This window comes from Blastopirellula sediminis (assembly GCF_020966755.1).
GTDB lineage: Bacteria > Planctomycetota > Planctomycetia > Pirellulales > Pirellulaceae > Blastopirellula > Blastopirellula sediminis.
The window spans coordinates 1869916-1890832 of the sequence record NZ_JAJKFT010000010.1 but is presented as its reverse complement, the minus strand read 5'-3'; the positions used below and the strand labels follow the sequence as shown (position 1 = coordinate 1890832).

At 59.4% G+C, this 20917-nt stretch carries 9 protein-coding genes; 5 read left to right on the top strand and 4 right to left on the bottom strand.

Features of this window, described 5'->3' with window-relative positions; genetic code table 11:
• The first annotated feature begins 66 nt into the window (after window positions 1-66).
• From LOC68_RS19270 to LOC68_RS19255, 4 genes are all read left to right on the top strand, one after another.
• Window positions 67-3762, top strand: a complete 3696-nt coding sequence (locus LOC68_RS19270) for a DUF1553 domain-containing protein (protein WP_230221766.1) — start codon at window positions 67-69, stop codon at window positions 3760-3762.
• Between the two features lie 83 nt (window positions 3763-3845).
• Window positions 3846-5126: a DUF1501 domain-containing protein gene (locus tag LOC68_RS19265; RefSeq protein ID WP_230221764.1), complete on the top strand. Its 1281-nt coding sequence runs from the start codon at window positions 3846-3848 to the stop codon at window positions 5124-5126.
• 143 nt (window positions 5127-5269) lie between these two features.
• Window positions 5270-8524: a PSD1 and planctomycete cytochrome C domain-containing protein gene (locus LOC68_RS19260; RefSeq protein ID WP_230221762.1), complete on the top strand. Its 3255-nt coding sequence runs from the start codon at window positions 5270-5272 to the stop codon at window positions 8522-8524.
• Between the two features lie 75 nt (window positions 8525-8599).
• The gene (locus LOC68_RS19255) at window positions 8600-10021 is read left to right on the top strand and encodes a DUF1501 domain-containing protein (protein WP_230221760.1); all 1422 of its coding nucleotides are present in this window, start codon (window positions 8600-8602) and stop codon (window positions 10019-10021) included.
• 39 nt (window positions 10022-10060) lie between these two features.
• Here the strand turns inward: LOC68_RS19255 and LOC68_RS19250 are convergent, their stop codons facing one another.
• The 3 genes from LOC68_RS19250 to LOC68_RS19240 all read right to left on the bottom strand — a co-directional run bounded on the left by LOC68_RS19250 (window position 10061) and on the right by LOC68_RS19240 (window position 18575).
• On the bottom strand, window positions 10061-11791 hold the full coding sequence (locus LOC68_RS19250; protein WP_255670802.1) for a sulfatase-like hydrolase/transferase: 1731 nt from the start codon (window positions 11789-11791) through the stop codon (window positions 10061-10063).
• Between the two features lie 322 nt (window positions 11792-12113).
• Window positions 12114-13718: an FAD-dependent monooxygenase gene (locus tag LOC68_RS19245; protein WP_230221758.1), complete on the bottom strand. Its 1605-nt coding sequence runs from the start codon at window positions 13716-13718 to the stop codon at window positions 12114-12116.
• A gap of 177 nt (window positions 13719-13895) precedes the next feature.
• On the bottom strand, window positions 13896-18575 hold the full coding sequence (locus LOC68_RS19240) for a PVC-type heme-binding CxxCH protein (protein WP_230221757.1): 4680 nt from the start codon (window positions 18573-18575) through the stop codon (window positions 13896-13898).
• Between the two features lie 201 nt (window positions 18576-18776).
• Here LOC68_RS19240 and LOC68_RS19235 point away from each other — a divergent pair, with 201 nt between their 5' ends.
• Window positions 18777-20177: a neutral/alkaline non-lysosomal ceramidase N-terminal domain-containing protein gene (locus LOC68_RS19235; RefSeq protein ID WP_230221756.1), complete on the top strand. Its 1401-nt coding sequence runs from the start codon at window positions 18777-18779 to the stop codon at window positions 20175-20177.
• On the opposite strand, the gene LOC68_RS19230 is transcribed toward LOC68_RS19235, so the two are convergent.
• Window positions 20174-20905 carry a sulfite exporter TauE/SafE family protein gene (locus LOC68_RS19230; RefSeq protein ID WP_230221755.1) on the bottom strand — a complete coding sequence of 244 codons (732 nt, stop codon included), beginning with the start codon at window positions 20903-20905 and terminating at the stop codon, window positions 20174-20176. The two genes, LOC68_RS19235 and LOC68_RS19230, sit on opposite strands and share 4 nt — an antisense overlap.
• Between the last annotated feature and the right edge of the window lie 12 nt (window positions 20906-20917).

The window sequence follows — 20917 nt, the reverse complement described above, 5'->3', positions numbered from 1 at the left end:
CCCGCGGTCAAAGCCTCACTTTGCCCCACCCCGCACATCCACATGTCCTCAACCCCCACAGCACGTATGAACAACTCCCACCGCTTCCAGAGCCTACTGCTTCTGGCCGCCCTGATGTTGCTCGCAACCGCTGGCGCCGCGCAAGCGGAACCAATTCTCGAGTGGCGTTTCGACGGCCAGTCGCAGCCCGGCGCTTGGCTAGGAAAGTTCGGCTCGCCGGCCGCGGGCCCGCAGTCGCCGCGCTATCCCAACTTCAGCGCCGATAACCGCGCCACCTCCTTCGCCGGACACGAAGGGTGCATCGTCGTCAAAGACCACGAGCGAGGCGGTTTCACCAACGTTCGCTTCGGCGCCGGCGATACGCTCGCCTTCGAGGCGTGGCTCAAGGTGAAGTCGATCGGCAAGGGACATAACGTCTACCTGATCGGTAAAGGGCGACATGGCAAGCTCGGCGAGAACCTGGGCGAAAACAATCAGAACTACGCCGTTCGCCTGCAAGGAACCGACGGCGGCGCTCAGCTGGGCTTTTTGTTTACTAGCCAAGATCCTGAAACGAAGAAGACCGATTGGCATCGCTGGTGGAGCAAGGCCGAAGTACCGCTGACCGGCTGGCATCATGTGGCGGTGGTCTACACCTTCGGTAAAGGCGCCAGCCTTCAGGCCTACATCGACGGCGAGCCGACCGATGGAACCTGGGACCTGGGTGGCGTCACCGACTTGCCGCCGGTGCAGGATACCGACGATCTGGTGATCGGCGCCGGCTACCATCGCGACGCCAGCCAGTCTTTCCAAGGCTGGATGGACAACATCGCCCTCTATCGCCAGCCGCTCGCTCCCGAAGCGATCTCGCAGCGATACGTTTACGTTCCGCCCCCGCCGCCGGTCACGCGCGAGATGATTCCTTCGGGACAAGTTCTCGTCCAGATCAGCGAGAAAGGGGTTCCCGAAACAAACGGCTGGCCCGAAGAGCCGGAAGTGACCGAGACGTACTTTGAGGATGCGTTCGGCCTGTTCGAGCTGCCGCAAAAGTACGTTTCGACCGGCGTTCGCGGAGATCGCGCTAATCCTTCGCATGTCCGGGCGTCGGCAGTGGTGAACCTTCCTCCGGGAAAGCATCGATTGCTCCTGCGCGGACGCGGCATCAGCCGGCTGTCGATTGACGGCAAGCAACTATTGGAAACGGCGCCCCGCCCCCACGATCCCGGCGGACACGGCTTGCTCTCGGCCCAAGACGAATATCTCGACCTCGGCCCCGACTTCCGCTTCGCTCCTCCCGGCAATCGAGACGCATGGTGCGAATTTGAAACCGCCGGCGGCGAACACTTCGTCATTTTGGAAACGATGCTCGGCGGGATCACCGGCGGCAGCAAGTTCCGTCCTGAGCTAGGGGAAACGGTCGTCGCCATCTCGCCGGAAGGAATCGCGTCGTGGTCGCTTCTCTCTCCTGGCGATCGTCATGTCGACTATACCGACGCCGGCTGGGCCGCCTATGAAGCGGAACGCCGTGAGCATCTCGACAAGATCAATGCACAAGCGAGAGCGGAACGCCGCGCCGCGAACGAAGCCTATTGGAACAAACGCCGTGCGGCCGCCGCCAAGTGGCTGACCGAAATTGACCGCGTCGAAGTTCCGCAGCTTCCGGCCGGTTACCCCGCCAACAACGACATCGACAACTTCATCGCCGCGCGGATCGACTCCGTCGCCAAAGCGGCCGATCAAGGGAAACAAGGAGGCGTCGATTACTTCAAAGAGATTCGTCCGCTGCTGGAAGCTCGCTGCTACAGCTGTCACCAAGGGAGCAAATCCCAAGGGGGACTCCGCATCGACAATCTCGCTTCGATGCTGGAAGGGGGCGATTCTGTTGAGCCGGCGATTGTTCCGGGTCACTCCGACGAGGGCGCTCTGATCGCTCGCATCACTTCCGAGGACGAAAACGAAGTGATGCCGCCGAAGGGAGACCGTCTGTCGGCCGCCGAAGTCGATCTGCTGAAACGCTGGATCAAAGGTGGCGCCATCTGGCCGCAGTTTGAGGCCAGTAATTTCAAGCTGACGCCGCTGGCCGACGACATGGACTTCCTCCGCCGCGTCACGCTCGACACCGTCGGGGTCACGCCGACCGAAGCCGAAATCGCCTCGTTCCTTCAAGACGATCCGGCCAAGCGCCGCGCCAACGTGGTCGATCGCCTGCTGGCCGATCAGCGTTCGGCCGATCACTGGATGGGCTATTGGCTCGACGTGTTGGCCGAAAACCCCAACATGATCAATCCGACGCTCAACAACACCGGACCTTTCCGCTGGTGGTTGTATGAGTCGCTCCTCGACAACAAGCCGGCCGATCTCTTCGTGACTGAGTTGATCCGGATGGAAGGGAGCGAACGATTCGGCGGGCCGGCCGGTTTCGCCACCGCGTCGCAGAACGACTTGCCGATGGCGGCCAAGGGAATCATCGTCAGCTCGGCGTTCCTCGGCGTCGAGATGAAATGTGCCCGCTGCCATGACGCTCCTTCGCATGTTTCCAAACAAGAGGACCTGCTGCAAGTCGCCGCGTTGCTGAAACAGGAGCCGGTGAAACTGCCGGAGTCGAGCAGCGTTCCGGCCGATCGTTTGCATCAAACCGGCCGCAAGGCGTTGATCGAAGTGACGCTCGCGCCAGGCGCCGTCGTGCAGCCGGTCTGGCCGTTCGAGCGGTACTGCGACGAAGCGGTCGCCGACGCCCTCGCCGAAGATCCTAAGAACTCGCGCGATCGTCTAGCCGCCCTCATCACGGCGCCGCAAAACGAACGCTTCGCCCAGGTAATGGTCAACCGCATCTGGGAACGGCTGATGGGACGCGGCCTGGTCGCCAACGTCGCCGACTGGGAAAAGGGAGAACCGTCCCATCCCGAACTGCTGCGATGGCTGGGACAACAGCTCGTCGCGTCGGACTACGACCCCAAGGCGATCAGCCGCTTGATCCTGAACTCGCACGCCTACCAACGTGCGACCGATCCAACCCTGACCGCGACCAGCCCGCTGTACATCGCTCCGGCGCCGCGTCGCCTGACCGCTGAGCAAATCGTCGACTCCCTCTTCCATGCCACAGGCACTCCGTTTGACCTGGAAGAAGTGAGCCTCGACATTGACGGGGTCCGCGCCATGAGCAACTCCATCACGCTGGGCAAACCGCGCCGCAGTTGGATGTTGACTTCGACGTCGAACGAGCGTGATCGTCCTAGCCTTTCGCTGCCGAAGATTACGGCCGTCACCAGCGTGCTGACCGCGTTTGATTGGCGTGGAGCTCGCCAAGATCCGCGGAGCCTGCGTGAAACGGAACCGAACGTTCTGCAACCGGCGATTTACGCCAACGGCGTGATGAGCTCGTGGCTAACGCGATTGAGCGATCGGCATGAGCTGACTGAACTCGCCCTGGAAGATCAGCCGCTGGATCAGTTGGTGGATCGCGTCTTTTTGCGATTGCTGACTCGCAAGCCAACCGATGAAGAGAAGAAGCGTTATGTGACGCTTCTCTCGAAAGGGTACGAAACGCGTGTGATACCCGAGTCGCAGCGGATCGCCCCGGAACCGAAGAAACATGAACCGGAACGCTACGTCAGCTGGTCGAACCATGTCGATGGCCCGGCCAACTCGCTGGCGATGCAAAAAGAAGCCGCAGCGCGTCGCGGCGATCCGCCGAGCAACGCGCTCAATGAAGATTGGCGATTGCGTATGGAGGACTTCCTCTGGGCAGTCCTGAATACGCCAGAGTTTATTTACACCCCGTAACCGTTGCCGTTCGCCTACGAACTCAATTGGTGCAGACAGATCCTTTTGACTCCCGCCTCCATCGGTCAAAAATCGGAGTAGCTATGAATCGACGCAACTTCCTCATGCAATCAGGCGCACTTGCCGGCGCGGCTTTGACGGGCGGTTCCGTACTCGCGTCGCCGACGCCCCTGCACTTCCCGAAAGGGAAAGCCGAGCATGTGATTTTCCTCTGGCTCGGCGGCGGCATGGCGCAGATCGACACCTTCGATCCAAAGCGACGCGGCAACTCGAAGGCCGCTCCCAAGCAAGCAGGTTCCGAATACGATACGGTCGACACCGTCGTCCCCGGCGTCCAGTTCTGCGAACATCTGCACCGGACCGCCAAGCTGGCCGATCGTTTGACCGCCATGCGAACGATCAATCACCACCTGATTGACGAACACGCCTTCGGCACGAACTTTGTCCATACCGGGCGTTTGATCAGCGGCAGCATCACCTATCCGTCAATTGGTTCGATCGTGGGTCACGTCCGCGGCGCCGCCAATCCGGAAGTCCCTGCCTACATGGTGATCGGCTATCCCAACGTCAGCCGCGGCCCAGGCTTCCTTGGCGCCAAAGGAGGCTTCGTCTATCTGGTTGATACTGAAAGCGGACCGGCCGGCTTCTCCCGACCCGAAGACGTCTCGTCCGATCGAGCCGAACGTCGCCTCCAATTGCTTCAGCCGCAGACGGCTGCGATTCCGAAGGGTTCCATCATCGAGCAGTACAGCGCCGCTCAAGCGGAAGCGATGCGACTGGCAGGTCCCGATTTCATGCGTCACTTCCGTCTGCAAGACGAACCGGCCGAGTTGCGCAGCGCCTATGGTGGCGAGTTTGGTCAACGCTGCCTGCTTGCGCGACGACTCGTTCAGGCGGGCGTCCGCTTCATCGAAGTGTCGCACAATTTGAACTTCATCAATGGAACCGGTTGGGACACGCACAACGAAGGGCAACAGAACCAGCACCTGCTGATTCAGGAACTCGATATTGCCCTTTCGGCGTTGATCACCGATCTGGAGAAGCAAGGAATCCTCGACAAGACCTTGATCGCACTGGGGACCGAATTCGGTCGTCCCGCCTCGTACGACAGTCGCGGCGGACGGGGACACCAAGGGACATGCTTCAGCTTGCTGTTAGCCGGCGGCGGACTCAATCACTGCGGCGCTTACGGCGTCACCGACGAATTGAGCAAGAACATCGTGGAAAACCCGGTGTCGATTCCCGACTTCCACGCGACGATCCACGCGGCTCTCGGCATCAACCCGTCCCAGGAGCTATTTGACGGTTCCCGTCCCGTTCCGATTACCGACGGGGGGAAGCCTGTCACGGCCCTATTTTCCTAGCCTTCGCGACGAATATCGTCCAAAATTAAAAGTATCGACGACGTTTTCCCGCCGGAATAAATAACACGCCGACACGCGCCTCCCACAGGCGACTGATCCGCACAATTCGAGATAGCTCCCTGATTGGGCCCAAAAGGAATTCCATGTTCATCCGAACCCTTGCGATCCTCAGTCTCTTCGCTTGTTCCGCAGCCGCATTTGCAGAAGAGTCGATCGACGTCGAACATCTGAAGTTCTTCGAGTCGAAAGTCCGGCCTCTGTTGGCCTCGAAATGCGTTTCGTGTCACAACGCCGAGAAACAAAAGGGGGAACTGCGACTCGATTCGCTCGACGGGATGCTGCAAGGTGGCGAAAGCGGCGCCGCGCTCGTCCCGGGAAAACCGGACGAGAGCCTGTTGATTGATGCGATCAACTATACGTCGTACGAGATGCCGCCGACCGGCCAAATGAGCGCCGACTCGATCGAGATTCTGACCCGCTGGGTGAAGATGGGCGCCCCTTGGCCCGAAGCCGATTCCAATCTGATCCGCACCTCCGACAAGTCGTTCACCGATGAAGACCGCAGTTGGTGGGCGATCCAACCGGTCGAAGATCCGGCCGTGCCGGATGCGGGTCATGACTGGGCGCGAAACGAAATTGATCATTTTGTCGCTCGCAAGCTGGAACAGTCCGGACTGAAGCCGGCTCCGGAAGCGGACCGCTACGAACTGGTCCGCCGCGCTTACTTCGATTTGCACGGACTGCCGCCGACTCCGGAACAGGTCGCCGCATTCGTCAACGACGATCGCCCTGACGCCTGGCAGCGTTTGATTCGTGAGCTGCTCGACAGCCCCCGCTATGGCGAACGCTGGGCGCAACATTGGCTCGACGTCGTCCGCTTTGCCGAAAGCGACGGCTACAACGAAGACGCGTTCCGCCCCAGCGCCGGCGCCTATCGTGACTACGTCATTCGTTCGATGAACGAAGACAAGCCGTACAACCAATTCGTGCGAGAACAACTTGCCGGCGATGAAATCAATCCCGACGACCCGAACGTCTTCATCGGAACCTCCTATCTGCGGCTCGGCATTTACGAATGGAACCAGCGCAATGCCCGCATGCACTGGGACATCATCATCAACGACATGACCCGCGTCACCGGCGAGGCGTTTCTCGGCATCGGGATCGGCTGCGCTCAGTGCCACGACCACAAGTTCGATCCGATTCTACAGAAGGACTACTTCGGGCTGCAAGCCTTCTTATCGAGCGTCTCCTGGCCGATGGACCAGCCGCTTGGCGCCAAAGAAGAAGTCGACGCCTATCGCCAACAAGAGCAGAAATGGGAAGAAGCGACCCAGGCGATCCGCGCTGAAATGGACGAAATGACGAAAGACATCCTCGCCAACAACGAAAAGGGAATCGTCAAACAGTTTCCCGAAGACGTTCAGGCGATCTACAACAAGCCTGAAGAAGAAAAGACGACCTATGACAAACAGTTGTCGTACCTGGTGTTTCGCCAGGCGCATCGCGCGGCGCTCAGCTTGGACTACGAAAAGTCGCTGAAGAGCAAACCTGAAAAGCTCGAACGGTACGTCGCGCTCAAAGAAGAGCTGAAGAAGTTCGACTCGCTAAAACCGAAACCGTTGCCGAATGCCTTCGTCGCCACCGATTTCGGTACCGAACCGGCGCCCACCTATTTGCTGACCCGAACGACGACCGAAGAAGTGCAGCCGTCCTTCCTCGCTCTGCTCGGCGACGAAGCGCCGCAGATCACTCCCACCACGACCACTACCGGCCGCCGCACCGCGTTGGCCGATTGGATGGTTCGCGAAAAGAATCCCCTTTCGACCCGCGTCATCGTCAACCGCGTCTGGCAGCGGCATCTTGGCAAAGGGATTGTGCCGACCCCGAACGACTTCGGCACGCTCGGAGAACCGCCGAGCCATCCCGAACTGCTCGATTGGTTGACGACCCGCTTCCTCGAAGAAGGCTGGAAAATCAAACCGCTGCATGAGTTGATCATGAACAGCGCCACTTACCGTCAGACTGCTCGTCGCGAACCGTCGCAGCGGGAAAACAACGTCGATCCGACCAACCGGCTGCTCTGGCGATATCCGCCGCAACGGCTCGATGCCGAAGAAGTGCGCGACGCGCAGCTCGCCATCTCCGGCGAACTCAAGCAGCGCGACGGCGGCGCCTCGGTTGACGGTTCGTCCCCCTATCGCAGCGTCTTCGTCAAGAAGATGCGCAATCGACCGGACGAAATGCTCCGCGGCTTCGACGCTCCCCTCGGCTTCGAATCGGCGTCGGAACGCATCGCCACGACGACTCCGCTGCAATCGCTGCTGCTGGTCAACGGCAAGTGGAGCTTGGAACGTTCTCGCGCCTTCGCCAAACGTTTGCTCGCAGGCAAGAAAGAACTGACGGCGGACGACGTCCGTCTCGCCTACCAACTCGCCTACGGCCGTGCGGCGACCGACGACGAAGTCAACGGCGCATTGGCCTTCGTCAGCCAGCAGCTCAACCGCATGGGCGACTCGCCGATCGCGAAGTCGCAGCCGGAGGACAAGTTCCCGAACGAAACCGGCTTGCGTCCGATTGGGCAATACTTTGGCTCGACGACCGATTTCCAATTGGGAGACAAGTCCCTCTGGCTTCAGCCTGACAGCCGTTTTGAACGGTTGCACATTCAAAAGGCCGAGAACCCTGGCGATCAGTTCACCGTCGAAGCGGTCGTGATTCTCGACCGGATTTATGACGATGCCAGCGTCAACACGGTTCTTTCTCGCTGGAACGGCGGCACGAAGTCCAATGGCTGGAACATCGGCGTCACCAGCAAGAAGTCGGCCTACCATCCGCAGAACTTCATCGTGCAGTTGGTCGGCCGCACCTTCCAGGATGAACCAGCTTATGAAGTTGTCGCTTCGGGGCTGACCTATCCGCTCGGCAAGCCGGTTTATCTGGCGGCGGTGATTTCGGCGACTCCCTCGAAAGAGAACCCGACCAGCGGCTACGTGACCTTCTACATGAAAGACCTTTCCGATCCGAACGCGAAGCTGGAAACTTCGACGGTCGAGACTTCGGTCGTCAGCCAGATTCAAAACCCTGCGTTGAAGATCATCGCCGGCGGCCGCGAGGCAGCGGGGCATCTGTGGGATGGTCAGCTCGCCAAGTTGACCATCAGCCAAGGCGCCCTGCCGCAAGAGCAACTGCTGGTCGGCCCCGACTTCGCCAAGAGCAAGCGGATCTTGGACTGGACGTTCAACGGAACCGATGGCGAACATCCTGCTCCGGATACCGCCTGGCTGCGAGAAACGCCGAAAGAAAATCCTGCCGACGCTTCCAACAAAATGCTCGGCGCCGTGACCGATTTCTGTCAGGCGCTCTTTAACTCCAACGAATTCCTCTATCTGCACTAAATATGTAGGACGGATCCCCCATCCGTCCGATGAAGACTGGTCGGATCCCCGAGTCCAACCGAAGGAAGAATACCCATGAGCTGCAATAACATCGACTACCAACACTCGCGACGCGACTTCCTGCTGCAAGCCGGCGGCGGATTCGGCGCGTTGGCCTACGCCGCGCTCAGCGGTCAGCCGTTGGCCGCCGCGACGACCGACAACCCGGTCGCGAAGAAGATCCCAAATCGCTTCGGTCGCGCGAAGAACGTCATTTGGCTCTTCATGGAAGGTGGACCGAGCCATCTCGACTTGTTCGATCACAAGCCGCTATTGAACAAACTGGCTGGGCAGACCTTGCCCGAAAGCTTCCCCCGTCCGGTGACCGCGATGGGGGAAGTCAACTCGCCGATCCTGGAATGCAAACGCCAGTGGAAGCAGTGCGGCGAGAGCGGGCTCTGGGTTTCCGACTGGCTACCGCATCACCACGCCATCGCGGACGAGCTGTGCGTCATCCACTCGTGCGTCTCTGACGGCATCAACCATGCCGGCGGCGTCTGCCAGATGAACACCGGCGCCGTTTTCGGCGGCCGGCCGTCGCTGGGCGCTTGGGTTTCGTACGGACTTGGCACGCCGACCGAAAGCCTGCCGACATTCGTCGTGATGAAGGATAGCTCGGCGATGGTCGTCAACGGCGCTCGCGCCTGGGGCTCCGGCTTTATGCCGTCCGGACATCAAGGGGTGCTGTTCGAGACCGGCGCCGAACCGGTTCGCAATTTGAACAACCCCGCCGGCGTCACGTTGACCGAACAACAAGGAAAGCTCGCGTTCATCAATAGCCTGAACCGCCAGCACTACGTCGGCCGCGAATCGAACTCTGAACTTGAAGCTCGCATCCAAAGCTACGAGCTGGCCGCCCGTATGCAAGCCGACGCTCCGGACGCCGTCGACGTCGACAACGAATCGGAAGCGATCAAGAAGATGTACGGCATGGATGAAAAAGAGACCGAAATCTACGGTCGCCAATGCTTGCTCGCTCGCCGATTGGTCGAACGGGGCGTTCGCTTCGTGCAGCTTTACTCCGGCGCCGGCAGCAAGTGGGACAGCCACAGCAACATCGAGTCGAACCACTCGCGTCTCTGCCGCGGCGTCGACAAGCCGATCGCGGGTCTGATCGCCGACCTGCGTCAGCGCGGCATGCTGGAAGATACCCTGGTCATCTGGGGCGGCGAATTCGGCCGAACTCCGATGAGCGAAAAGGGAACCGGCCGCGACCACAACCCGACCGGCTTCACCATGTGGATGGCCGGCGGCGGCGTCAAAGCGGGCCAGACGATCGGCGCCACCGACGATCTCGGCCTCTACGCCGTGGAAGACAAACTGCATGTCCACGACATTCACGCCACCGTGATGGGCCTGCTCGGCATGGATCACACCAAGACGATCTACATGCACAAAGGACGCCCGGAACGAGTTGACCTGAACGAAGGGCACTACCACGACGATATCCTGAGCTAACGTCAAGATCGCAGTGGAGAACTCGTTTTTCGACGACGTCTACTCCGCAGGCACAACCGCCTTCGAAGAACGATCGCCCACCCTGAAGTGGCCAAGCGGCTTGTCGCCGATCGTGGTAATCGCCCAAACGGCGCCGGGCCGCGTCGATTGACTCCGCTCTTTGCCGGCTGGGATCTGGCCATAGCTTTTCATTGTTCCCTGACGATCTACCCACCACAGCTTAACCGGGTGCTTCGAGCGGTTGAGGAAATGGACGTCAAACGTCACTCCATCCGGTTGTGAGGGAGGTATCGCTTTCTCACTAGCCGCGACCCAAGGCAAGCTCTCGAGCGACGCGACGCTGGGTGCCGGCTTCTTGGCAAAGCTTTGCGGCGCCTGGGAGAAGAGCTTTTGCCGGATCGCAGCATAGCGCGAATCGCCGGCGAGATTGCTCCATTCGTAGGGATCTTTCCGAGCGTCATACAGTTCTTCGTCGCCGTTGGCGTAATGGATCAGACGCCAAGACTCGCCGCTTACGCTAAAACTGCCAGGATCTTCCAAGCAGGTAATCGAGACGTGGGGCCACTCGGCGTTGGCGTCTTTCAGCAGCGGAACCAATGACGGCGCGTCGGCTTGCTTCGGACGCTCCATACCGCACAACTCGGCCAGCGTCGGGAAAAGGCTGACCAAATTGACTGGCTTATCGCATTTCGCCGGTTGCGCGCCGCCGGGAAGCCCCGCCGCTCCTTGCGGAACGCGGATCATCAGCGGCACCCGTGTGCAAACTCGCCAGCCGGTGTACTTCTGCCAATGTTCTTTTTCCCCCAGATGCCAGCCATGGTCGGACCACAGGACGACGATGGTATTGTCGGCGTAGGGACTGTTGTCGAGCGCGTCGAGAATCTTCCCCACCATCGCGTCGGCGAAGTGGATCGACGCGAGGTAGCTTTGGATCGCTTGCCGCCATTTGCCGTGGGCTTGGATGTGAGCAAAGTAGCGATTCGGTCCCCTTCTCTTTCCTTCCGGTGGCAAATCGGCGAGGTCATCCGCTTTGTAGCCCGCCGGCAGTTCGATCGATTCTAGCGGAAATGGTTCGAAGTATTTCTTCGGGACGAACCACGGTTCATGGGGACGGTAGATTCCGCACGCCATGAAGAACGGCTTGTCGTGCGGCTTCTGCAATTGCTCTTCGGCCCACTTGGCGACGAGGTAATCGCCGCCGAACTCGTCATCGGTCGCATCGAGTGCGCCCCAATCGGTCTCGATGTATTGCCAAGGTCCGGCGACCGGCAGATTCATCGGCCGCTTCTCCGGGTAGAGCGTGCGGGGAAACGGGTTCTCGCTCTCCTTGTTCGGGAAGTAGTCGTCCCACGACTGTGCGTCAATAAAGTAGTGCAGCAGCTTGCCGGAACCGGACGACTGATATCCATGCCGCGAGAACCACTTGGGGATCAACTCCGCTTCTGGCAAAACCTCCCGCATCTTCTGATTGTTGGCGTACAAACCCGATCGGTACGGCGACATCCCGGTAAAGATCGCCGTTCGTGAAGGATTGCACGCAGGCGCCGCGCAGTGAGCGTTCGTAAACAGAACGCTCGACTGCGCCAAACGATCGAGATTCGGCGTGATCGTTTGCGGGTGCCCACCCATGCAGCCGATCCAGTCGTTTAGATCGTCCATCGCAATAAAGAGGATGTTCGGCTGCTGCCCGTCGTCCGCGTGAAGCGGAACAGCCGACATCCCCAGGCAAACGACGATCGACAGAACCAAGCCCCTGGGACGAAGACGCATGTTGGCGATTTCCTGACAATCGAAAACTAATCGAACTTATTAATCATAGAGTAAACGACGTGCGTTCCCTAAATTGCCGCTTCGACGCCCCGCCTGCAAAACGAATCGAACAACCACTTCCCCTCATCTGTTTCGGGGAACGAACGTTCCGCAGACCTCAGGAGATAGCGCAAAGGCCATCATGGTGCGGCGAAAACCAGAAAATCACGTCAGAATTGACCAGAATTCTCTCGGCAGTCGAAGCATGCGGAGCCCCACCAGAAGCCTAAGTCGCCTAATCAAAGCGACTTAGGAAATCGCCAGTCGCCCGCAACGCTATTCGTCACTTCAGTACGGACTGAAGGTAAGCGTCGAGGCCGTCGACCCCTTGGCTACGGTAGGCGACATAGCCATCGGGTCGGATGAGATAGAGCCGCGCGACGTCCCCTCCATAGCGTCGCCGCAACTCCCCGTCCAGATCCATAACCGGCGTCACCCCGGCCGGCCAATCGATACCGCTGACGTCAGGTCCAACAATCAGCGTTCTCAGCCAATGACCGTGAACGTCCAGCGCCTTCCCGGCCGCCGCGACGACGTCGGGAGCGATGGAATCCACATCCGGCGGATTGAAGAGCAGCAGATGATAGTATGGCGCACGTAGCGTTTCGAAGAGGCTGGAAGCGATTCCGGAGGCGAAGATCTCCGCGACGTCAGGCGCTCTCTCGCCGGGCGACGGGCCCGCTTCGCAGGGATCAAACTCGAGACTCAAACGGCTCGATCGGTAATCGAGATCGATCTCCTCCTCGTGCATCCGCAGCGCCATCCGATCGCATTCCGGCACGACCATATGCTCGCACAAACGTTGTTGCTCTTCAGGACTCAGTTCAGCAAAACGCGTTAGCTCGCTGTTCGCCTGTTTCGTCCACACGATCACGTCCGCCGCGATCTTGCGACGTTCGCTCTCATACGTGTCAAGCCACCAATCGGGCGCGACGCCCCGCATCACTAGACTTAGCTTCCAGGCCAGGTTGTGAGCGTCCTGAATGCCGGTATTCATTCCTTGGCCGCCGATCACGCTATGAACGTGGGCCGAATCGCCGGCGAGCAGCACGCGTCCCTGCCGATACTTCGGCGCCAATCGATAGTGCGTGCGGTAAGTCGTCAGCCAACGGGGATCGGAAAGACGAAACTTGCCAAAGCCGCGCTCGTCGATCAGTTGCTGCATCTCTTCCAGCGTCGGCGGCTCCGTTCTAGTGCTGTTCTTCGGCAGCGTCGTGATGATCTGTCGTCGCCCCTCATCCAGCAGGAAGATGAACAAGTCCCCTTTGTCGTGTAAGCAAAGATAGGCGATGTCGGGCTCGATCGGCCCGTCGATCAAGACATCGGCCGCCAGGTACGGAAAAGGATCGATCTCGCCGGGAAACTCTTCGTCGATTTGCCGCCGGACGGTACTATGAGCGCCATCGCAGCCGATCAGCCACGGCGTGACGAACGTCTCCTCGGAACCGTCAAACTTGCGGATGGTGGCCAGCACCCCTTCGTCCGTCTGCTGGAGATTCAGCAGTTCGGTACTCCGCTCCACTTCGACGCCAAGGCGATTGAGATGCCGCTGGAGAATCGCTTCCGTTTTGCACTGGGCGAACGCAGCGCCCCAAGGAAAGGGAGAATCGACCGGCAGGTCAGGCGTCGTTGCGATATGTTCCCCATTGGCGTACAAGGAAATCGCCTTCAGCGGTTGCCCCAGGGAAACGATCTCCTCGGCCACGCCCAGGATGTGCAGAATCTCCAACGTTCGCGCATGCAAATAGGTCGCGCGAGAATGGGGGTCAATACCGGGCGACTTGTCGATGATCCGGACAGGGACCCCATGTCGCGCCAATTCCGCCGCCATCATCAAGCCCGTGGTACGCCCACCCACAACCAGCACAGGCTCGCCATTGGTCGCCATACGTTCGCGTTCCTTTCGCCCTGCCAAGATGAGATTGCGCGGGGTTGCTGACAGCCCGACTCATCGACAAAGCGACGAGCGTCCCCCGCACGCATCCAGACCTGGAGAATAGCAGATCGCCGCTTCCGTCGACAAGCTAACGACTCCTTTTCGGCGAATTCAGAGACTTCCGTTTGACTACTTCGCCGGCGTCTCTGCGACGTAACGAATCAAATCGGCCAGCGCTTGCGGGTCCATGACCTGCTCGAAACCTTCTGGCATCAGGGAACGACTGGTACTGCGGAGTTGCTCAATCTCCGCACGCAAAACGGTTTGTTCCTTCCCTTCCTGGCCGCGTAGCGTGACGCTCGTGCCGCTTTCCGCGGCGAGCATTCCGCTGAAGGTGCGTCCATCGTCGGTCAGCGCCGCGTACTCGATGAACTTGTCCTCGACGGCGCGATTTGGATCGAGAATCGCGGCGCCGAGCGATTCGGCGGACTTGTTCGTCAGGCCGGTCAGATCGGGCCCCACGCTAAAACCTTTCCCTTCCAAGCGATGACATGCACTGCAATGTTTAGCAAATAGTTCGCGTCCCTTCTGGAGGTCTCCGGTCTTCTCCAACCAGGCTGATTCGTATCGCTGCATCACCTCGGCTCGTGACGAGGTTGCACCTTGCGTCAGCTGAGCCTTGGCGAGAGCGGCGACATCCTTGTTAGGATGTTCCGTCAAACGCTGCCGCGCAGCCGAGCCGAGATCGAAGGCCTGAATTCGCCCTGCCTGAATTTCGGCCAGTAACTTCGTGCACCAAGCGGTGCGAGACAAGATCGCCTCCAACGCTTCCTGGCGAACCGCCGGCGTGTAACCTGACCAGCCGGCGATCAACTCTTCTGCAGCCAGGTTCGACTCGACCTTCGCCAACTCCTGGATCGCCGCAATCTGCAAGCTCGATCGATTTTGCGGCTCCAGCAGCGTGGCAACCAAGTGAATGTCATCTGCGGAATTCCCGGCCGCTTGCAGGACCAGGTTGATATCGACTTGCGTTTCTTCGTCGGTCGCTTTCAAATCTTCTAACCGATCGCGGGCCGCATCCAGCAACGCCGACAATTTGGCGCGACTATCCGCGCTGAGCGAGTCTTGCCAGGCTGTTCCATTCTTTCTTAGCGCTCCAAGGAGCTGTGCGAGAGCTGTCCTCTTCCACGCAGGCGCCGCCGAATCCCCTTCCTGCAACAAAGCCACCTCCATCGCTTCCGCAATTTCGGGCCGCTTCAGCCCCGCGCCAACTCGCATCACTTCCGACAAGATCTCCAGCGACGGACCAGCGGTTTCATTGGCCGCAAGAATCACGGAGTAGGCCGCCAAGACGTTTTCCGCATTCAGCGAAGTCAGCGCTGCGGAGACAATTTGCGGCTCATCGCGATGCGCCATCGCCAATTGCCCCAGCAAACGCCCGGAGGCCGAACCGCGCCACTCGCCCAGCGAATAGGCCAATTGGAGCGCGGCCAGCGGATCAGGTTCGTTGATCAGCGCCGCAAACGACGCGTGGAGCGATGGGTCGGCGTCAAGCTTCGACTCGGCCAAACGAATTGCGTGGCGTCGCACCCCAGGATGTGGATCGGAGAGGGCCGTAGCGATGACGTCGCTTTCGAGTGCGCTCAAACCATCCAAGGTGCACAGCGCATGCAGCCGTCCCTGCGGACTGCCGGACGTTTGCGCCATCTTCGCCAGCGCTGGAACTTCATCGCTGGCGCTCCGTTCGATCAGCAGCCGCTGCGCCATATCTCGACGCCATCCGCTAACGCTTGCCAATTGTTCGGCCAATTCCTGATTGGTCAACTGATCCAATCGTGGAACCGCGGAAGGCGCCTCGGCAATCGGCAAGATGCGATAGATGCGTCCCTTGTCATGACCGGTGCGCAGATCCATTCGCTTTTCCTCTTCATCGTCGATCCACTCTGGATGCTCCAGAATCAAACGATACATATCGGCAAACCAGATTCCGCCGTTTGGACCGGTACGAATTGCGGCAGGCCGGAACCACGAGTCGGACGAGGCGACGAATTCGCTCCGTTCCTCTCCCGCCGCACGGCTGCCGGTGAAAGTTACTCCCTGCGGAATCAATTGATGCCGATGAATCAGGTTATGAATCGGCTCGCTGACCAGAGCGGTGTTGTGGAACGTGGGGCCAAACAACTCGTCTCGGTAAATGCAGATCCCATTGGCGGAAGTAAAGCGACTTGGCTCTCCCGGAGCCGGCGGCACATAACCCGACCAATGACTCAGAATTCGACTGCGAGGATAGATCGGCGTATTGCTGACCGAAGCGATATGCTGAATCGGCCTTTGGACGGCGACGCTCGGATTCCGCAGGTAATAATGTTCGTTGGTCACAAAGTGGAAAACCGCCTGCGAGTTGTTGCACCCGAACCAATTTCCCCAGTCGTCCCGTGAACGGCCATATTGGCTTTGACCGGTAACCGCCTCCATCTCGCCGGTATCGGGTCGAATCCGCAGATCACGTCCCCGAATATCGACCGTCTTTCCTGTTTTCTCCGATCGGATCGTTCCGCCGCTATCGCCATTGGCGACGTAGATCCAATTGTCGAGACCACGCCAAAAGCCATTGACGCGATGCTGTTGATTTCCTTCCCTGAACCCGACGTACAGCGTCTCGCGCTTGTCCGCTGCGCCATCTCCGTCGGTATCTTCCGCGTAGAAGATTTCTGGAGCCGCCGAGACAATGACTCCCTTCCCCCAGGCCATCACTCCGTTCGGAAAATTCACCCCTTCCAAGAAGAGGACCGACTCGTCGTAGGTTCCATCTCCGTCGATGTCGCGTAAATACCGGACGCGACCGCCCGGCTTGCCGTCCACGCCCAGCGGATAGTCGGCCATTTCTACCACCCAGAACTTTCCGTCCGGTCCCCAGTCGAACGAAACCGGATCCATCACCAGCGGTTCGGCCGCGACCTGATCGACGCGAAAGCCCGGCTGCACGCGGATCGTCTTCCGCGAGGCCTCGGCCGACTTCGGCTGCGTGTCGATGGGACGAAGCATCTCGACAAACGACATGCGGTCAACGCCGTCGGGAAGTCGCGCCGTATCCTCGTTCTGAATCCAAATCGAATTGTCCGCAAACCAGGCGCCGTTGTTTTTCCCCAGACGCGAGATCATCGGAATCGCTCCGGCGTCATTCCGCATTCCTGACGAGACCTGACGCGACCATCCCTTTTCCATCGACTGGAACAGGCTCAGCGAAAAACGAATCTCGTCCGAGAAAACGACGTCATCGAATCCATCTTCATCCACATCGACAAAGCGGAGTCCAGCGTCCAATCCATCGCTAAACGTTATTTCCGTATCATCGGGCAACACAAACGGCAGCAGCTTCCACGTCCGCTGTTGACGATCCCACTGAAAGATCGCCTGCTTCTTTTCCGAGCCAACGATCAACTCGCAATCCCCATCTTCGTTGAGATCGCGAAATCGGACGCCTTGATCAATCCCGCTCGTAGCGATCTGCACCGGCTTCCCGTCTAATTCCAAGCCGCGCAGCAGTTCCGGTTCTTCGGTCCATGCGTCTTTGTGGAAACGCCATGCCGAGCGGATTGACTCATCGGCCGCCAATGCGATGACCTCGCCGTTCTGAATGCCGAATCGAACCCGCTCTTTGCGCGGCGTGCCATCTTCGGCGGTCGTTACGAGCTTTACGGGAAAGCCGACTTCCAACCAGGTTCGTTCAGCCGGTCGCCAAATCCGAGTCAACTGCAACTGATCGTTGCCGATCACGACGTCCATATATCCGTCATCGTTCAAATCGAGCAACCGCACGCCATTGTCCCCTCCTTTCACATCTCGGATCGGCTGCCCCGCCAATAGATGCTGATTCATCCGATCCAGACACTGCGAGAACTGCAGGAAGGCGACCCGATCTCCATATCGCTCCACGGCATGATTGACGATCTCGACCATTTGCTCGGCTCGAATCCAGCCATGCGGATGAAAGACGAACGAAGCCGTACCTTGCTTCAAAACGGCGGCGTCCATCGACGCCTTCCAATCTTCCACCGTCTTTGGATTGCCAGGCTGCTGCAGATGGAACCCTTGCCAATCGTCCGGAATGGTGCACGGAAACTCCCAGATCTTGCGGCCGATCACGTACGGGTAAGGGTAGTTTTCAACCTTGTTCACAAACGAGGGAAAGGGAATGTACTTGGTAAAACGTCCCTGACCGTCGGCATCGGTGACCAACTCACGCGGGAGCGCCGGATCGTCCGCCGTATGCGCGATGACGACCGAAGAGTCGATTTGCAGGAAATTGCCTGCCGCGGTGGCGCTCGCCAACACCTCGGCGATCATCCGCGGACTGGGAGTGTTTTTCGAGTCCATGCAAGGAAAACGAAACGCGACCGGTCGGTTGTTCGGGATGGAAAACAGCATGTCGACGCAGGCTTCGTACGAGCGCTTGCCCGCTTCAAAGTCCCCTCCCTGAAGACAGGGGCAAGGATGCGTCGCCGTATGGGCGTCGAGCGAGACTCCTTCCTCTAGCCATTTCTGTAGGAGCGGATCGCTTGGATCGACCGAGTTCGTCATGATGCTGACGCCGGCGGTACCCTCGACTTCTTTCAGACGCTCGATGATCGGTCGCAAATACGCTTCGTACTTCGCCGTATCGCGCAAGTCGTCAATCGCCAAGACGACGACCCCTTCGACCTTCTCATCGCCGATCCATTGCGGCGTCGTCAGTTTCGGAAAATCGCGACCGACGTAGTAGGGATCGCAAAACTCGTCGAGGTAAGTCAGTCGATTCGCGTCGCCAGCGCTGGCCTGGCAACAAGTCAAGAATAAGAGCAACGAAGCGAGCATTGGAATTCGCAACATGGCGGACTCTCTTTCGCGGAGTAATTTTGAGGCGGGAAGCGTCTTCTTCGTAGGTCGCGAAGACGCTGGAGGCGGCGTTGGTGAACTTTGGCCGGAATTGCGATAAGATAAAACTTCGCCTGCAAATATAGAAATGGCGACGGCGCGTTGCAAACAAATTCCGCCTTCCCTTCCGGCACCCCTTCCCAACCAGGCACGCCCATGAACCTTCCCATCGATCGCCGCTCGTTCTTAAAAACCTCGCTTCGCAGCAGCGCAGCGCTGGGACTCGCGGCCAACGCCGTTCCCTTGTTCGCCTCCCCCACTTCGCCAAATCTCCAGGCAGGACAAGGGGTTGTCGACACCACCGTTCCTAATGGCGTCGAACTGGGGGGCTTCCACCGACCGCCTGGCAATCCGCGGGTCGCAACCGACGTTCGTCAGGCGACTGCTTCCCGCGCGATCGCGCTGCGCTGCGGCGACGTGGAAGTTGCGCTCGTCTCGCTCGATGTCTTGGCGGTCTCCGCCGACTTCACGCAAAAGGTGCAAGCGCGGGTGCACAGCGAGCTCGGTATTCCGCCGCAGAACGTCCACATCACGGCGACGCACACCCATTCGACTCCGTCATTCATCCACCTTCGCCAATGGGGAAAAATCCCGGAAGACTACCTGGCCAAGACCATCGACGCCGTCGTGCAATCGATTAAATTGGCCCACGCTGATCTGACGCCGGCGGAGCTCTATCTAGGTAAGTCGCAAGCCAAAGGGGCGAACTTCAATCGAACGACGCCCAACCATCGAACTGATCTCGAGTTCGATCAGAACGCGACCGACGAAGAGCGCTGGGTCGATACGCTCTTGCAAACGCTGCGTTTTCAGCGAACCGGAGGAAAGCCCGACATTCTCTGGTACCACTTCTCCTCACACCCGGTTTGTTACACCGACACTTTGTCCGGTCCCGACTGGGTCGGCATGGTCGTGAACATGGTGAAGGAATCAGAAGGGGTTGAGCCTGGCTTTTGGCAAGGACATGCCGGCGACGTAAATCCCGGGGACGGCAAACGATGGATCGGCGCACCCGATCAGTCCGCCAACGCCGTTTACGCCGCGATCAAAGCAGCGCTCAGCTCGGCGGTCTCGGTCCCGGTGCGAGAAATTCACGCGATCGGGGGCGAGGTGATCATGCCGTTTGATCATGAACGGGTCGCCCGAGACGTCGAAACGTATCGCACCGATCCCGACGCCTGCCGCAGTGGGATTTGGGTCGACCCGCCGTTCGCCGCCGATTGGTACGCCGCGGCCAAAGACTGGCCGGCCGAACCCAAGGGACTTACCGCGCCGATGTCGGCGATTGCGCTCGGACCGATCGGCATGCTGTTCCAACCGACTGAACTCTATAGCTACTACGGAATCGAAATTCGCAAGCAGTCGCCGTTTGAGCATACGCTCGTCGTGGGGTACTCCGACGATGAAGTTGGCTACGTGACCGATCCCAACGCGTACAAGCAACTCGACTACGCGGCGATCGTCGGCCCGAAGATCCTCAATCGCCCCTACTTCGCTCCCAACACCGGCCGCGATTTGACGAAAGCGGCCAAAGCGATGCTGGCCAGCCTCGCCTAGCGGAAGATCATCCCCAACGACAACAGCAGAAGCGTCCCCATCGTCAGGGCGCGAAACGCACGGGCATCAATGTTGTGCGAAACCTTGAGCCCGACGTAGATCCCAATAAGTGCAAAGGGAATAGCTAGTAGGCAATAGCCCAGCACGGAGAGGTCGAGCCAACCGGCTGTCGCCAGACCGCCGACTCGCAGGACGGCGGTAAGAAAACTGAACGCCAACAGAAAGACTTTGATCTGCCTTGGCGACCAGGGTTGCCGCGTTGCAAATGCGGCGACCGGCGGTCCTCCCATGCCGATGGCGCCGGTCAGAAATCCGCTGGCGACTCCGGCGACCGAGCTCCAGAGCCAGAAAGTTTCTCGTTCCGTTTCGATCTTGATTTCCTTACGCATCGACCAGAGCCCCTCGGCCGAGAGCAAAAAGATCAATGCGCCGGTGGCTTGAATCAATAGCGTCTCGTTCACGACGCTGAAGAAATAGAGCCCGACCGGCAGACCGACTATCGCCCCTACCAGACAGATGACGAGCGTCCGAATCTTGAGCTCGCCGCGGTAGGTCCAAACGGCCGAAACCAAAGGCGCCAACACGCTCACGGCGATGATCACGTTGGCTTCGCGAAAGTCAAGAAAGTAAGAGAAGAGAGCAAGACTAACGATCGCATAGCCAAAGCCGATCGTTCCCTGGACGATCGCGGCGAGGAAGATAACCAGGGGGATCAACAACAGTATCAAATTCAATTCTTT

Excerpts from the sequence above, each read along its gene's own strand:
- LOC68_RS19270 (WP_230221766.1), top strand. The coding sequence starts at position 67 with ATGAACAACTCCCACCGCTTCCAGAGCCTACTGCTTCTGGCCGCCCTG.
- LOC68_RS19265 (WP_230221764.1), top strand. The coding sequence starts at position 3,846 with ATGAATCGACGCAACTTCCTCATGCAATCAGGCGCACTTGCCGGCGCG.
- LOC68_RS19260 (WP_230221762.1), top strand. The coding sequence starts at position 5,270 with ATGTTCATCCGAACCCTTGCGATCCTCAGTCTCTTCGCTTGTTCCGCA.
- LOC68_RS19255 (WP_230221760.1), top strand. The coding sequence starts at position 8,600 with ATGAGCTGCAATAACATCGACTACCAACACTCGCGACGCGACTTCCTG.
- LOC68_RS19250 (WP_255670802.1), bottom strand. The coding sequence starts at position 11,791 with ATGCGTCTTCGTCCCAGGGGCTTGGTTCTGTCGATCGTCGTTTGCCTG.
- LOC68_RS19245 (WP_230221758.1), bottom strand. The coding sequence starts at position 13,718 with ATGGCGACCAATGGCGAGCCTGTGCTGGTTGTGGGTGGGCGTACCACG.
- LOC68_RS19240 (WP_230221757.1), bottom strand. The coding sequence starts at position 18,575 with ATGTTGCGAATTCCAATGCTCGCTTCGTTGCTCTTATTCTTGACTTGT.
- LOC68_RS19235 (WP_230221756.1), top strand. The coding sequence starts at position 18,777 with ATGAACCTTCCCATCGATCGCCGCTCGTTCTTAAAAACCTCGCTTCGC.